This is a genomic window from Carnobacterium pleistocenium FTR1 (assembly GCF_000744285.1).
Taxonomy (GTDB): Bacteria; Bacillota; Bacilli; order Lactobacillales; family Carnobacteriaceae; genus Carnobacterium_B; species Carnobacterium_B pleistocenium.
In genome coordinates, this window is record NZ_JQLQ01000002.1 from 158,923 (window position 1) to 175,409 (window position 16,487).

Annotated in this window: 14 protein-coding genes; 11 read left to right on the top strand and 3 right to left on the bottom strand. The window is 32.7% G+C overall.

What is annotated here, in order from left to right:
- Positions 1-18 precede the first annotated feature (18 nt).
- From BP17_RS00925 to BP17_RS00940, 4 genes are all read left to right on the top strand, one after another.
- Complete coding sequence (locus BP17_RS00925) at positions 19-825, top strand: hypothetical protein (protein WP_035051022.1); 807 nt, start codon at positions 19-21, stop codon at positions 823-825.
- Between the two features lie 156 nt (positions 826-981).
- Complete coding sequence (locus BP17_RS00930; protein ID WP_051910398.1) at positions 982-1,857, top strand: DUF1295 domain-containing protein; 876 nt, start codon at positions 982-984, stop codon at positions 1,855-1,857.
- Positions 1,858-2,340: 483 nt separating this feature from the next.
- The gene (locus BP17_RS00935; protein ID WP_051910399.1) at positions 2,341-4,110 is read left to right on the top strand and encodes a DegV family protein; all 1,770 of its coding nucleotides are present in this window, start codon (positions 2,341-2,343) and stop codon (positions 4,108-4,110) included.
- Between the two features lie 11 nt (positions 4,111-4,121).
- Positions 4,122-4,520, top strand: coding sequence for a DUF2177 family protein (locus BP17_RS00940; protein ID WP_198022494.1), 399 nt, complete (start codon positions 4,122-4,124; stop codon positions 4,518-4,520).
- Positions 4,521-4,583: 63 nt separating this feature from the next.
- Here the strand turns inward: BP17_RS00940 and BP17_RS00945 are convergent, their stop codons facing one another.
- From BP17_RS00945 to BP17_RS00955, 3 genes are all read right to left on the bottom strand, one after another.
- Positions 4,584-5,252 carry a DUF3159 domain-containing protein gene (locus BP17_RS00945; RefSeq protein ID WP_035051023.1) on the bottom strand — a complete coding sequence of 223 codons (669 nt, stop codon included), beginning with the start codon at positions 5,250-5,252 and terminating at the stop codon, positions 4,584-4,586.
- Positions 5,239-5,586: a DUF1475 family protein gene (locus BP17_RS12995; RefSeq protein ID WP_051910400.1), complete on the bottom strand. Its 348-nt coding sequence runs from the start codon at positions 5,584-5,586 to the stop codon at positions 5,239-5,241. Before BP17_RS12995 ends, BP17_RS00945 begins: the two co-directional genes overlap by 14 nt.
- Positions 5,587-6,267: 681 nt before the next feature.
- Positions 6,268-6,708 (bottom strand): OsmC family protein, encoded by a 441-nt coding sequence (locus BP17_RS00955; RefSeq protein WP_035051025.1) that lies wholly within the window; start codon positions 6,706-6,708, stop codon positions 6,268-6,270.
- Between the two features lie 296 nt (positions 6,709-7,004).
- Between BP17_RS00955 and BP17_RS00960 the strand changes: the two genes are divergently transcribed.
- The 7 genes from BP17_RS00960 to BP17_RS00995 all read left to right on the top strand — a co-directional run bounded on the left by BP17_RS00960 (position 7,005) and on the right by BP17_RS00995 (position 16,387).
- A complete protein-coding gene (locus BP17_RS00960; protein WP_035051026.1) occupies positions 7,005-7,301 on the top strand; it encodes a UPF0236 family transposase-like protein in 297 nt (98 codons plus the stop codon).
- 1,087 nt (positions 7,302-8,388) lie between these two features.
- Positions 8,389-8,595 carry a hypothetical protein gene (locus BP17_RS00965; RefSeq protein ID WP_035051028.1) on the top strand — a complete coding sequence of 69 codons (207 nt, stop codon included), beginning with the start codon at positions 8,389-8,391 and terminating at the stop codon, positions 8,593-8,595.
- Between the two features lie 948 nt (positions 8,596-9,543).
- Positions 9,544-10,362: an oxidoreductase gene (locus tag BP17_RS00970; RefSeq protein ID WP_035051029.1), complete on the top strand. Its 819-nt coding sequence runs from the start codon at positions 9,544-9,546 to the stop codon at positions 10,360-10,362.
- Between the two features lie 20 nt (positions 10,363-10,382).
- Positions 10,383-11,366 carry an AraC family transcriptional regulator gene (locus tag BP17_RS00975; protein ID WP_035051030.1) on the top strand — a complete coding sequence of 328 codons (984 nt, stop codon included), beginning with the start codon at positions 10,383-10,385 and terminating at the stop codon, positions 11,364-11,366.
- Between the two features lie 1,139 nt (positions 11,367-12,505).
- The gene (locus BP17_RS00985) at positions 12,506-13,669 is read left to right on the top strand and encodes a cation diffusion facilitator family transporter (protein ID WP_035051032.1); all 1,164 of its coding nucleotides are present in this window, start codon (positions 12,506-12,508) and stop codon (positions 13,667-13,669) included.
- A 489-nt stretch (positions 13,670-14,158) separates the two neighbouring features.
- A complete protein-coding gene (locus BP17_RS00990; RefSeq protein ID WP_035051033.1) occupies positions 14,159-14,548 on the top strand; it encodes a tautomerase family protein in 390 nt (129 codons plus the stop codon).
- A gap of 414 nt (positions 14,549-14,962) precedes the next feature.
- On the top strand, positions 14,963-16,387 hold the full coding sequence (locus BP17_RS00995; protein WP_035051034.1) for a cryptochrome/photolyase family protein: 1,425 nt from the start codon (positions 14,963-14,965) through the stop codon (positions 16,385-16,387).
- Positions 16,388-16,487: the final 100 nt, after the last annotated feature.

Below are 16,487 nucleotides of genomic sequence, written 5' to 3' on the forward strand. Positions count from 1 at the left end.
TCATTAAGGGGTGGATTTATGTTTACATTGGGAAGAAATATGGATTTTAGTTATAAAACAAATCAGATGATAGCACTATCATCAGTAGCTGTAGCAGCTATAGGATGGATGTTGACCAGAAATGTTTTATCAGGTATTTATATCGGTTTTGGAGTGTTTTTAACGTGGGCACTTGTTAGAGAACTTGATCCAAAACATGAGTATGCAGCATTTCTAGCTGCTATATTTTCACTTCTAAATGTGCTTTATTATGAAACTGTTCAGCTATTAGTGGTTGGTTGGATACTTTTACTTATGAGGATCGTAAATGGCATTACAGGAAAAAAACTAACTACATTTGATATATTTTCAGTACTAGGACTTACAATATATCTATCTTTAACTAACGGAAACAGTATCTACTTAATGCTATTTATTTTAGCTATGATCTTTAGCATAAAAGCTGGAGCAAAAACGAGAGAAGCATTGATAGCTAGTGCGATCAGTATAGGCGTTATTGCAGTAGATTATTTTTTTATAAATGATTTATCATTCAATAGGATAGATTATTCAAATACTGTAACCCTATTTCTAATCATTGTAATAGGTCTTTCTCTTATAGTGTTTTTGTTTTTATCAAAAGATGAAACCGAAGATGATAGAGGCAACAAAGTAAATAGATCTAAACAATTAGCAAGTCAAATTTTGTATAGTGCGATTGTTCTGTTGCTGTTTTTCTTTGGGGGAGCCAGTCTTAACAATTTAATTATCTACTTATCAGCTCTATCAGGTGTAACCAGTTACTTTATTGGATCTAAAATTCTAAATAGAATTCGTTCTAATTAACAGGATAATAAATTCGAGCTTGAATTTAAAGATTTGTCTCGATTACTTACTATAGATTAGTGTATAATGAAACTATTATCCCTTATGGATGGGACTAGCTAAATGTTTTGTTTTTCGGGTAGGATACAATGGGGAAAAATTTGAAAGAGGTGGATTATGGATAAGAAAAGAATTTTAATTTATACGCTATTACTTTTAGCAACATTAGCAATAGCAACACAAGGATTCACTAATATAGGCTTGGACGGACTGATTGTTCCATTAATTTTTACTTTTGTTTATTTTACAATTATCTTCATTATCGCAACAGTGATCAAAAACAATTCAATCGTCGATATTGGTTGGGGACTCGGTTTTGTTGTGGGGAGCTGGCTGACGTTGTTTGTCACTGAGGATCCCACCGTCTTATCTTATGCTATTGTTGGATTTATTAGTGTTTGGGGCCTTAGGTTATCATTCCGTTTATTAAAGAGAAATTATGGCAAACCCGAAGATTTCAGATACGCACAGTGGCGTAAAGAGTGGGGTGATCAAGTAGTCGTCATCGCCTTTTTTAGAGTATTCATGATTCAAGGCATTATTAACTTTATTGTTGGATCTGCAAGCTATGTGGTAATCAAATACAACGAATTTAGTTTTGATTCAGCTCACCGCTATTTCGTTTATGCGGCATTGTTCATTTCACTAGTAGGATTATTCTTTGAAGTAGTTGGTGATGAACAACTACGACGACACATCAATAAAAAAACACATTCCCTTCTACAATCAGGATTGTGGTCAATCACACGTCATCCAAACTATTTTGGCGAAATCATAATTTGGATTGGATTATATGCTAGTGGTATTACATTGTTCTTTACTAATTCTATCAACCCGTTTTATTATCTGTTATTAGTTATCTCACCTATTTTAATGAGTACCGTATTAATCAAAGTATCAACTCCATTGCTAGAGAAAAATATGGAGAAATACGATGGATGGGAAGAATACACTAAAAGAGTTCCAATGCTTTTTCCTTTCACTAAAAAATAAGGTAGCATAGGTAATGGTTAGGGCACTTTACTAAATAAATTCTACGAAGCTGTGTATGAGGAAGGAGCTCGTTATCCCTTATATGCAGCTTTTTAGAGTACTTAATTTTTTGATCTGGTTAGAAAGTAGTCGTAAATAGGCTGGGAATTGATGAGTCTATCTCATTATGAGAGAGGTATTGATTGGCATACGATCAAATCAAACCTATTTATTTTTTGAAAATAGATAAATCAATCAGTCAGTTTTAATGACAGGCTTATACAAATTAGTGTACAATTTGTATAGGTATGTATACTAAACTAATTGAACCATTTTGTTATATTCATCAGATATTTAGACCCAGCCAAATGTCTTAATAGGACTATTTAGTTGCGTATTCTATAAGAAATCTAATTTCAGTTAGGGCAATAGGATAACAAAATAGTAACGTATATCAAAGTATAATTAACTGATTTGACTGTAAGAAAAAGATAGGGGACAATAATGGATACAATAACACAGGATGAACTATACAATAGCTTAATCAACGGCGCAAAAGAGGTTATGAATAACCGATTATTTTTAAATGATATTAATGTATTCCCAGTGGCTGATGGAGATACAGGAAGCAATCTCTTCTCTACTATGAAAAGTATTGTTCACCATTCAGAATTAAAAGAAAATACTAAGACTACCTTAGAGTCTATCGCAGATTCAGCTATTATTGGAGCGAGAGGAAATTCTGGTTTGATTTTTGCTCAATATCTTCAAGGATTTAGCGAAGGAATAACGGCAGAAACAGTTATTACAAAAGAGGATTTTGTTTCAGCAAGTAAAAATGGAATGGAATATGCTTATCAAGCAGTTGGGAACCCTGTTGAAGGAACGATATTAACCACGATGACCGTATTTTATAATGAGTTGAGTAAAGAACTAAGTAACCATGACACCTTTGATACATTGCTTGAGAAAGCATTAAAAAAGGTGGAGGATGCAGTTGAAAATACGACTGATCAATTAAAAGTTCTAAAGCAATCGCTTGTCGTTGATTCAGGAGCGAAAGGATTTGCGTACTTTATTAAAGGCTTTTTAGATGGTATTCAGGGGCGTTTAATTTCAAAGGAAATCACAGAAGTAGAAGAGATTATTCCAGCAATCGAACAGCATGATTATACTGTTGTTGACTATCGCTATTGTACTGAAGCTTTAATCGAACAGGAGTCAGATGTTGCAGATTTAAAAAATCTTATATCTGATATTGGGGATTCGATTGTTCAAGTTAAAGGAAAAAGAAAAACGAGATTGCATATCCACACCAATGATCCCGCTGAATTATTTGACCGTCTCTCTAATCATGGGAAAATCATTGAACAGAAAGTCGATGATATGGTCCAGCAGCATGACCGGATCCACAATCGAAAATACAAGACTGTTATTATGACAGACTCGATTGCAGATTTACCAAAAGAATTGATTGATGACGCACAAGTCCATGTGATCCATATATCGCTGTTGGTCGGAGAGGAATCATATATCGATAAACTAACGGTGACAAATGAAAAACTCTTTGAGCTAGCTAAAGCAAAAAATATTCACCCAACGTCATCACAACCAACAATTAAGAGTATCGAAAATGCTTACCACTACTTATTGTCTTATTATGAAAATATTGTAGTTTTTTCTGTAGCACAAGCGTTAAGTGGAACCTATAATGTTTTTTCAAAAGCTGCTGAAAAGTTCAATGAGAACAAGCAAGTGATTCATATCATAGATACGAAACAAAATTCCGTTGCAGAAGGGTTAATTGTTTGGCAAGCCATTGAGAACTTAAAAGCTGATAAATCTGTTGATGAGATTGTATCAGCTGCAACATATTCTATTGGTCAATCTAAAATCCTGGTTAAAATCAATACACTGGATAACATGATTGCTTCGGGAAGACTAAGCGTACGTGCAGGTGGTATTGCTAAAAAAGTAGGCTTGAAACCGATCATCACTTTGGATGAAAAAGGTGAGGGTAAGATTTTTAAAGTTACTTTCGCCTCTAATAGAGCACTTAAAAAAATTCTGAAACACATGAAACATATTAATGAAACACAAGGAATCAAACACTACGCTGTCACATATGTAGATGATCCTCAGTTAGGAAAAGATTTTGCTGATGCACTAAATAACACATTAAATAAAGAACCAGAATATATTACGAAGAGTTCCGGTGTGATCGCATTAGGCGCGGGTGTTGGTGCTGTTGCAGTCGCATATATTACTAAATAGGAGGTTATCAAATGATGGAATATTTTATTATCTACATGATCACACTTGCCGTGTTTTTCTTAATTGACATAGTTTGGCTAGCTCTAATTGCTAATAAGCTATACAGAAATCAAATTGGTTTTATTATGAAAGATAAACCTAATTGGGTAGTAGCCATCTTATTTTATTTGATTTTTGTTCTTGGATTGGTATTCTTTGTTATTGATCCTGCTTTATTATCAGAAAGCATGCTTGAAGCATTGTTGAGAGGAATGTTCTTTGGTTTTATTACTTACGCAACCTACGATTTAACCAATCTAGCAACGCTGGATAAATGGCCATTAAAAATTACTATTATTGATTTGATTTGGGGCACATCTTTAGGTGGACTTGTATCGGTTATTAGTTATTATTTTTCTGCTATGCTTTAATAAAAAATGCAATCAAAAAAGCACGTATCTTTTTAGATACGTGCTTTTAATATGGAGTTTATGTTAGAACCCTTTTTTTTGGCCTTCAAAAGGAGGTTTTTTTCCGTTTGAAAACTCTTCAACGCTTGGGCCTGATAATTTTCTCAGACCTTTAATTCCTAATACATAAGTGGAAATAAGGAGAACTATATTCATCGGCCAACCCAAAATAGAATTGATATAGAAATAAAGCGAGAATTTGCCCATTAAAAATAGTGGAACTTGTATGATCAGTCGGAGCATAAAGTAAACAGCCCACATGATCGTGACGTTTCGATAGGCTGGACGAATATCGTCTCGCAAGTACCATTCGATTGGCCATCCTCTGGTTAAATGACTCAGCAAAGCGGCCATTGGACGGTGAATGACAAGAGACACAACACATGAAATGACAATCAGACCTGTTGTAATTAAGCCAGGAAGATAATAATTGATTGCATCTCCAGATAATAAACTAAATCCAATAGAAAGCAGGACACCTCCTACGCCAACTAAAACGTATTTTTTTGTATGTCTTTTGATAATTCTATAGAGGATGAGGAGGAGAAGATAAAGAAGAGTTACCCCGCTAGCAAGCTCAAGGGACAGGAACTGATTAGCTAGGAAAAATATTAAAGGGGGGAAGAGAGCATCGATTGTTTTCTTCTCAAATACAAGTGAAAGTTGTTCTACCCATTCTCTAAGTTTCTCCATCACTAACACTCCTTTGTACGCCATGCAAAGCTACGGACCAGTCTCCTTTTGATTCGTATAATGCTTTTAAAACATAAATGCTGCCTATTAAAAAACCAAAAATCATCATTGTGACAACCCAGATGATGGTTTTCCACATAGTTTTTTCCCGGTAGACGATCCATATTGAAAATAGGGTGAATCCTACGTATAGATCGATCATAGACATGACCCCCCATGGATTTTCGAGTAACGCTCTACCGTCAACCAAAAAATCTCCATTTACGAATGCATTAACCAATCCGGCGGTCATTGCCAGCAAGCAAATCCACGCAACGATTTTTGCAGCTTTCATTTTGTTTTCCTCCTTTAAAAAAAGTACTTTATAACTCTATTGATTTTCTACCAAATAAAGGCTGTTTTTTAACCAATAATAGTGCTTTGATTTTACCATACTCAGCGCAGTAAAAACGGGAAATAGAATTTGTTAGTACTAAATATAGGGTGTCTTGATGAAATGAATAAGGAATCATCAAGTTTATAAATAGTCCTATAAACTAAGAAAGAGTATTTCCAAAATTATTTGGGAGCACTCTTTTTTAAATAAGAACATTCTAAATCGTAGCTGCTACTAATTGAATTGTGTTTTTGAAGCATAAAGAATGATTTAATAAGTGCAAAAATAAAAGCTAATAAACTCTAGATCCATCTCCTCCTACAACAGTATTAACAACAATAGTTAGATTTGCAGATAAATCTTCTTCGGTATCAGGTTTGCTTAGACGTGCTATGAAAGATAGGATGTGCTTTTAAAAAATCAGTTTTATCTTTTTGATAAAAAATTGGTGAAAAAGAACCTTGTCAAAGAAAGTTCTTCAATATACGTTTGTCTCTAGTTGTATGTAGTTAAAGAAATTATATAAAATAGTTGTTTTTTCAGTTAATAGCCAATTTCATAAAAAATACCCCGAAAATTAGATTTTTTCTAACTTCTAGGGTGTAGTACAAGATGAGAGGAATTTGTCTATTTCATAGGTTATATTTTATGGATTTCTGTTTTAGTAGTAGGCGCATTTTTAATAGTATCAGCTACTGGACAAGTACGATCGATAAAAGCTACAAAATCTGAAATTTCTTCATCAGTATTATCAGCTTCAATATAAAATTTAGATACTATTGCAGAAAAGCCTATCTTAGCTGCTTTGTTTTTCCCCATAAAACCATCAGGATCTAATGTTCCTTCTAATTCTACACGGATATCTTTTAACTTTATATCATGTGCTTTAGCGAAAGATCGAGCTACAATAACTTTACATGCCCCAAGTGAAGATAATAAAGCTTCAACCGGATTCATCCCTTCATTTGATCCACCTAAATTTTCTGGTTCATCTAAAATAAATTCAAAATTCCTTGATGTGCATGAAACTTTCATTCCACCAATCGACTTAGCTACTGCACGAAATGTTTCGTTTGCCATAAAATAACCTCCTATTAATTTAATAGCTTTATTGTATCATGAAAGCGTTATTTTTTCCCTGTTCATTAACTGGAAAAACAAGAACAATTGGAATAGATAACAGGTTGAATAAAATTTCCAACTAATATCAACTTAAAATCCGAGGATGAATTATTATCAGATTGGGTTACTGTAATATTGGTACGTGTAAAATAGTTCTCGAGACAATATTATCTTTTTACTAGCAAAAATAAAGAAGGCGTTCTATCATAAATGTATACTTGAGCAGCAAATACATAAATGGAAGAGGCCTTCTTATGGATAACGTTATATCAAAATCATACGAAATAATAAAGGAATCAAACGATTTAATCGCTACAGAAGAATCCATTCAGCAATATATGTATGAAGTATTTACGGAATTATTAGGAGATATATTTATACATATAAATCAAACGATTAAGGAACAAAAGCAACACGAAGGATGGAAAGTAAAGCGAGAAGATTGGAAAACAGTCCAGTTTATTTTTTGGCCTGTCCGATACCGTCGTACTTTAATGACAGATCAAGACAGTCAAAATCATTATCCACTAGATAAGTGGTTGGGGATTTAAAAATACCAACGTTATAGTCCACTCGTAGAAGTCAAAATAGCAGAGTTAGCAAGTAAGTGTACCTAACGGGATACCAATCGATGAAACAATGAAAGAATGGACAGCAGTAACGATAATCCATCAAACAGTAGGCAGCCTCCTTAAACAAGTGGGAGAAGCACTCACACTCAATACAATAGTTTTTGAAAAAAACGACTAATTTCAAGGGATTAATGCGCCTAAAAACCTTAATTGTCTGAAAAAATAATGAGCGATTTGGAAATTTGAAGTAAAACCAACAAACTAATGACCTGAACAAAGCAAAAAACACACCGATTTTTATTTTTCCAAAAAGTGTGAATCATTCAGTAATAAACTTAAGATTCTCTACCTGAATGATTTATTTAGTACAATTTTTTTCGCTATACTCCTCGTTGGATGGGGTGCTTAAATTAATTAATATTATTGAAAGTCGCTTAATTTGACAAATCAGAATTATTAAAAAAATTAAAAAATAAAAGGCTGAAAAAATATAATAGCCACTAAGGAGGGTATGTATGAAAAAAGAAACTGGAACTTTAATTGCAGTTTCTTGGTTCTTGAAATATGAAATTATGAAATAATCAAACGGAAAATAAAATAAAAAAACAAAAATAGTACAATAGAGTATTTATAAGGACATGCAGCATCAAAATGAGAACGAAGAAGCAAATTTGAGTAATACTGATATTAGCATTACTAACATGTGTCTTAAGAAGTGCTAAAGGATTTTCAAATGGTGTAGAGTATATATATTTTAGTTTGTTCTGCCACACAATCATGTGCTAAAGACCGATATAAAAAAAGAACCCTTTTTTAGTAAGGTCATGGATACATGTTCATATATTATTTTTTAAAGGATGAATTATAGTATTAAATGCAACACCTTTTCCCTAAACGCTTCGTAAGGTGTTTTCCAATCTAGTCATTTGCTTTCTTAATTCTTATCAAAAATAAAATTAATTTGAATGAATTCTTTTTAGAAAGTTGATTCTTTGATTTTTCGGTTTAAAAAAGTTAAACTCTAAGTATAATTTCACAAACGCAAACAAAGGAAGGAAGGTATATTATGAATAAAAAGAAAATCGTTACTGGAATGATAACCTTATCCTCTTTAGCTCTGCTAGCAGCTTGCTCACCTCAAGATAATGAAAATCAAGAGTCCATTGATACAAGTGGACAATCCAGTATTCCAGCCGCTGAAAATAGTTCCGATTCTCAAATGATGAATGAACCAGGAGATATGGATAATAATATGGACGACAATGGGTATTAAAAGAAGAAATACCAGAGGCGTGCAATCAAGAAGAATATTTTAAGTGAATGAACAGAAATAACTTTAGAGACAAGCCACGTTGGAGGTGTGACTGTCGCCATAAATTCTGTTGAAGAGACAACAGATTTCATGCTGAAATATCGACAAACAGTTGATGGGGAATGGCCAAAAACAGAAGATGAATTATCATAAGAATAAAGGATAGATAAAGATTATTCGTACAATTATTTAAGACTATTCTAGTACTAAAGGCTCGGCCTAATAGTTCTATTAGGTAGAGCCTTTTTATATGCGAGACAAAATAAATGTAGTACCTCATCGAAATAGTGAAAATGGATCAAAAATCATGAAATACATAAATAGGAAAAGGTAAGAAATTATTAGACGTATATGTGTTAATTAAAAGCTCTATTTTAGTGCTTGTTTAAAAAATAAAAGAGTGTCTAAAAACGTAATTTCTAATTCAAATCATTTAACCATAACAGATTGGGGTTCTTTTTGTACACCCAAAGGGTGTTGAAAAATTCAACTTAAACTAGCGCTAAAACAGTTTTTTCAGAGCATTTCAGAAAAAGTATGAATTATCTAGGATTGATAGTTTTCTAAGCTGCCTTTTTAAATTTTCTCCAAGCTTCATTCTTAATTTAGCCTTCCTTTGGAAATTGAATTTTTTTATTTATGCTATATATTTCTGGAAATTGACTTATAGATAGATAGTAACTTACTGTTTGTCACATATCGAACCCTCTTCTAATAAGTTTCTAAATTAAGTTAGACAATACTTGCTCATTAGGGTAACTTGAAAATACTTCCAGTGGCGTGAATTGCTCGTTTTGTGTCATTTATGGCAATTAAAATGAAACGATCAATACTATATAATTAAACCATGGCTCAGATAGTTAAATCGTTTTGATTGCTTCGTGAGCAAATAACTATGGAGGTGCAAGATTGAATAAAAAAGTAGCATTAGTAACGGGCGCTAGTAGTGGTATCGGTTATGCAGCAGCAATTGATTTATACAATGCGGGTTTTACTGTTTATGGAGCCGCTAGAAGAATGGACAAGCTTAAGAGTCTTGAGGATAATGGAATACACATTATAGAATTAGACGTCACGAATGAAGAGTCGATGGTTAAAAGTATAGAAACGATAATTAATAATGAAGGAAGTTTGGATATTCTTGTTAATAATGCAGGCTATGGGTCATACGGTGCATTAGAAGATGTTCCAATGGAAGAAGCTCGACGACAAGTAGAAGTAAATGTGTTTGGTCTTGCACGAATGAGTCAGTTAGCCTTGCCACATATGAGGAAAAATAAATTTGGTAGAATTATTAATATTTCATCCATTGGAGGTAAGATTTACACTCCTTTTGGCGGATGGTATCATGCCACTAAATTTGCTGTAGAAGGTTTAAGCGACAGTATGAGATTAGAAACTGCACAGTTTGGCATAGATGTTGTAGTTATTGAACCCGGTGGTGTTAAAACTGATTGGGGTATTATTTCAGCCGATAATCTGATAAAAACATCCAAAAATAGTGTATACGAAACGAGCGCAAAAGAAACGGCAGATAAAATGCGCAAAAATTATAGCGGCACACAACTATCTGATCCTAGAGTGGTATCAGAAGCAATTGTCAAGGTAGCAACAGTTAAAAAGCCAAAAACTAGATATCTTGTTGGTATGGGTGCTAAGCCAGCTATTTTCATTCGAAAACTGGTGTCAGATAAAGCTTTTGATAAAATTATTAAATCACAAATGTAACTATAAGAGTAGGTGAAGTAATGGGGAGTTTTTTTTTGGTAGATCAATCTTATAAAAATTTTCTGGATAGTATCGGTGTCAATGGTGAGCGTGTTTTTAAAAAAGCGGGTATTCCATACGAAAATATTGATGATGAAGGTATCAGTATTAATAAAGAACAATATGTTTCATTTATGAATAGCATGGAAACAGTAACGACTAACGAACATATTTTGAAGCTTAGTAATGTTGAAGAACTAGTTTTATTTGTCCCGCCTTTATTTGCAGCGATGTGTGCCAGAAACGGTATGAAATGCATTGAACGATTAGCGACATATAAGCAACTGATGGGTCCTTTTGCACTAACTGTAGTCAAGCATAGCCGTACACTTGAGTTAGCGTTCGTGTTTGATGATTACCATACACCCATTCCCAGATTTACGGTGCTAAGCGAACAAGTTCTTATAGTAGCGATTCTTAGAAAAGCTACAGGGATGAATATTGTACCTAAAAAAGTATCTTCGCTATATGAGTACGGTGATGAATTTGAACAATATTTTGGAGTCAAACCACATATTGGTAAAAAGAATGAGCTTTCGTTTGATCTAGCTGATATGCAAGAACCGTTCCTTACCGCGAATAATACAATGTGGCAATATTTGGAACCAGAGTTGAAGAAACGAATAGATGAGCTAGAATCAGATGATTCGTATGCTGCTAAAGTTAGAAATAAATTAATAGAATTAATTCCAGGTGGTGCCTATACAGTAGACGATGTCGCAACAGATTTAGGAGTAAGCTCAAGGACGCTTCAACGTAGACTTGCTGTAGAAAAGACTACATTCATCAAACAATTAAATCATACCAGAGAATTGGTAGCACGAAATTATTTGAAAAATGAGTCTATGTCAACCGATGAAGTTGCCTTTTTGGTTGGTTACTCAGATGGCAATGTTTTTAACAGGGCCTTTAGAAGTTGGACAGGTCAAACGGTTAGTCAGTTTAAAAAGAATATTAATAAATAAACTAACTTTGTTGCTCTGATTTGTCAAATTAAGAAATTTAATTTGTTGCCAACATGTTAAATGGCACTTTAGCTCAGTGTAATAAACTGAAAAATAAAAAAATAAGACTCTACATTATTTTCAGAAAAGAACAAGGGGAATTTGAAGTGATCCAAGTCATTGTTACTGGAAAAAGAGATAAAGAAACCATCTATAATATCGCTGGAAATCGTATAAACTAATGAAATAAGAGTTCTAACACTTTAATGAAAAGTGTTAGAACTCTTATTTTGCGATACATGATTCTATACAATTTCATATATGTATAAGTAAATAAAATATGATTCAGTTTTTATTCTTATTTGTTATTCCTTTTATTTTTATAAAGTAAGTTAGAAAAAATATTACCAAACCAATCATAAGTAACATAAATTCAGCTCCTAAGATACTCGTTTTAACATATTGGTAGATTGATAAAATTAGTAACGAAGCTATGTAAAACATATTAGACCATTTTGCAGATATTTCTCCTATCGATTTATCCATTTTACTTTCTGGTTTCATATTTGATGTCACCTTTTTTAATTTTAGTATATCAAAGATAAACGGACTTTATTAATTTAAAGTGAAAAAGAACCTTATAAGACTAAGGTTCTAGATAAACGAATGTATGTAATTTTATGTGTTAAAAATAATATTTTGTGAAATAAAATTCTTTCGTTTTGTTAAGAAATAATCCATTTAAAAATTATGAACCATTTAGGATCTACTTATTAAATTAAGCAAAAAAAACTGTATGACCTAGTATAAAAGGCAGATATTTTGTCTAGCTTAATTTGACAAATCAGAAAATTAAAAAGTCTTGTATATAGACCCTTGATTTAATAAGGATATACACGACTTTAAAAAAATTCATGTATTATATAGAAACCTACTTCATTAATAAGGTAGTAAAAAAAGAATCTGCCGTTTCACAGTCATCTCTTTAATCGTAAAAGAAATCTTGATTTATAATGGACTCTAGACACTTATTGTTATGAAATTGCATGATAGTTATTAAAACTATAGTGTAGCTACTATTAATTAGATAAGCATACTGATATACTATTCTGATTAACTAAAAATTGTAACTTGAAATTCTTAGGAGGGTAAGTGTAAGTATGAAAAGATTTTTTAAATGGGTAGAAAATCGAAGTGAAGAAAAAGAAATTAGGAACACTTTTGGTACTTTAGCGGGTAAGGTAGGCTTGCTTTCTAACTTCCTGTTATTTGCAATGAAATTGCTGATTGGTTTATTTTCAGGCAGTGTTTCAATTATAGCTGATGCAATGAATAATTTATCAGATTCAGCTTCTTCAGTTTTAACACTGATTGGATTCCGGATAGCTGCTAAGCCAGCAGATAAAAAACATCCTTATGGTCATCAGCGATCAGAATACATTACAGGTATGATTATTTCTTTCATTATCTTGTTTGTGGGTGGACAATTTCTCATAACGTCAATTAAACGTATTTTACAACCAGAAAGCTTGCAAACATCTTCTGTAATGTTCGTAGTTTTGATTTTATCTATAGGTATCAAAGTCGCTCAAGGTTACTTTTATCAAGAAACAGCTCGACATATCAAATCTAAAACATTGTTGGCTAGTGCAAAAGACAGCTTTAACGATGTTTATACAACACTTACCGTATTAGTATCCGCTGGAATCGAACATTTTACCGGCTGGCAAATCGATGGTTATACAGGGGTGATAATTGCTATCTTTATTCTTTTCAGCGGTGCTCAAATGATTAGCGGATTCATTAATGTTTTATTAGGAGACCGTCCAAATGAAGAAGAACTCAAATTAATAACGGATCATTTAGACAATCAGCCATTAATCATTGGCTACCATGACTTACTGATTCATAATTATGGCCCTGAGAAAAAATTTGCAACTGTTCATATTGAAATTGACGATAGGTGGAAGCTAAATCGATCCCATAAAGTACTCACTGGGATTGAAAAAGAATTTAAAAATGAGTTAAAAATTAATTTAGTTTGTCACTTGGATCCTATTGCCGTTCGTAGTGAAGAACAACACAAAATATATAAACTCGTTAAGGAACTATTGACTTCCTACCAACTAAACTTACAATTACATGATTTTAGACTTGAAAATAAAAAAAATTTACCTTTACTCCAATTCGACGTTGTCGTTCCAGAAAATATCGAAATGACAAATGAACAGCTTTTAATCGTAATTGAAAAAGATATTAACCAACAAATAGGTTCATATGAAATTGAGCTCGTTTTTGATAGGACCTATTTATTGAAAAAATAAATAGATTAATAGCATTTTCAAAGAATTTATTTGGACACAACTTTTTCAAAGTACTTTTTTATACTTCAAGTGGTTAAATTATTAGTTGTTTGGCCCGTTATCCTAACAGTTACCTCTTCTTTCATAGACTGCCTCAAATGATGGTCAGACAATATCTTATAGGTGTAAATAGACGCCTTGATCTAAATGGTTAGAAGGCATCTTTATTTAGTGCTGTAGGCATGGAGTGCAATTGATGTGGATTGTGGACTTGATGAAGTAAATGCTACTTCAAGTATTAACATATTCTTATTTGAATTAGTACACCAAAACAAATTTCATAAAGGGCGTTTTTTTAGCATATATTATCTATCTTTTATGTATTAGGCATAACTATTCCAGAACATGACCAGCAAATAACCATTAAGATACTTGTACTTATTTGTTTTTTAAGTTAGTCTGGCACTAAGGTGTTTAAACATAACGAATATTAATAAAGGAGATAAAAATATGCCACTAATAAAAATCGATTTATTTGATTTTAAAGAAGCAGCTGAATTAAAATCATTATTAGACAATTTACATGAAGCTGTTGTTGAAGCTTTTGAGGTTCCAGCTGGGGATCGGTATCAAATTGTCAATCAACATAAAGAAAATGAAATGATTTTAGGGGATACTGGTTTAGGATTTACAAGAACAAAAAATGCGATAGCAATTACTGTTGTCAGCCGTAAGAGAACAAAAGAAAGCAAGTTGAGATTTTATCAACTTGTAACTGCTAAACTTAAAGAAAGAAATGAAATCGATCCTAAGGATGTTCTTATCTCTATTGTAGAAAATAATGATGAAGATTGGTCATTTGGATACGGAAAAGCTCAGTTTATTACTGGAGAACTGTAATAATATCTAACCATCTTGAATAGATGCATAAAAAAAGATGTGACTAAGTATGTCTAACCATTTTTACTCCTTAGCTATGAATCCAGACAGGGTTGATGATTCATAGCTAAGGAGTTTTTTTTGATGAGAGAATCATTTTTGAGAATTTTAATTTCAAGCGGTTTATCTATTCAGGTATTTAGTTCATCAAAAAAAAGCCCCCCAAAAGGATAACTTTTTTATTTAAGATAGGTCATATATCAGCTATACTAACCTTTAAAACCGGCTTCTTTGCTCTTGATTTTATTAAGTAAGTATAATGAGTTTTATTATTATTTTTCAGAAGTAATGGATCTAAGTTAGGTATTAAGTAATCTTACTAAGAAACGGACAGATTTTTAGCACAATTAATTTTAATTATTTAGGAGCGATAAAGTGGTAGCAGTCATGTGGTTTAGAAGAGATTTGAGAGTGGAAGATAATACTGCACTCAAACAAGCATTAGAAGAAAGTGATTCATTGATTTTATTATTCCAGGTTAATCCCGAACAATTTTTAAAGGAAACCTCTAAAAATGAGGCAGCTTTTTTTAAAAGTGTCGAGACGTTTAGAAAAACACTAGAGAATCGTGGTGTGACACTTCATCTGGCATTTGGAGATTTAACAGACTGTTTCACGAGACTAAAGAAAAAATTTCCAGAGTGGACAGATTTATATGTAAACAGGGACGAAAATGGTTATGGATTGAAACGAGACATACTTGCAGATAGTATTTTATATGACCTTGGTATTAGGACACATGCTTTTCATGATCATTATCTCCATTCAGCCCATGAAGTAAAAACAAATACCCAGACTTCTTATAAGGTATTTACACCTTACTTTAATAAATGGAAAGAGCTTCCCAAACCAAGTATGGTTAAAGTTGAGTTTGATGAAAAGAAAATAATTGCTAGTACTTTATTTAAAGAAGACGCGAAAAGGTTCGAATCGTTTATAGAAAAACACCCTCTTATGCCAGCTGTTCAAACTGGGAGTGTTGCTGCGAAAGAATTCTTAGATGCATTCGTTGGAAATAATATACAAAAATACGATGTAGCAAGAGATTATCCATCTCAAGATGCAACAAGTCATTTGTCTCACTTTTTAAGAAATGGTGAAATTTCAATACGAACCGTTTATGATCGGGTTAGTCAGGCTGAAGGTTTTCAAGGCAGAGAAACATTTATAAAAGAACTTGCATGGAGAGACTTTTATAATATGATTTATACCTCTTTTCCTAATCAGAAAAATGAAGCAATCAATCCTGATTTTGGTCAAATCTTATGGGACAATAATGAAGAAGCCTTTGATTGCTGGAAAGAAGGTAAAACAGGTTTCCCAATTGTTGATGCAGCTATGAGACAATTAAAAGAAACCGGTTGGATGCATAATCGCTTACGTATGATAACAGCTTCTTTTTTAACGAAAGACTTATTAATCGATTGGAGATTGGGAGAACGTTATTTTCAAGAACAACTTATTGATTATGACAGTGCTAATAATATTGGTGGCTGGCAGTGGGCATCCTCAACTGGTGCTGATAGCGTACCTTATTTTAGAATATTCAACCCTACTACACAGTCAGAACGCTTTGATAAAGAGGGATTGTATATCAAACAAGCCATTCCTGAATTAAGTAAAATTAATAATGAGAAAATCCACGATCCTTCAAAGCTATCAGATGATGAACAAGATAGTTTTGGGGTGATTATGGGTAAAGATTACCCATGGCCGATTGTTTCGCATAAAAATAGACGGAAAATGGCAATTGAATTATATGAACAAAGTAAAGAAATCTATCGATCAAGCATCAAATAAGTAACAATCAATGCTTCTTTCATAAGGTCGAAAAGAAACAACTTCTGAAAAAAACAGATTTATGTCTGTATTGATTAGAAGTTTTTTGACTTGTTCTTAA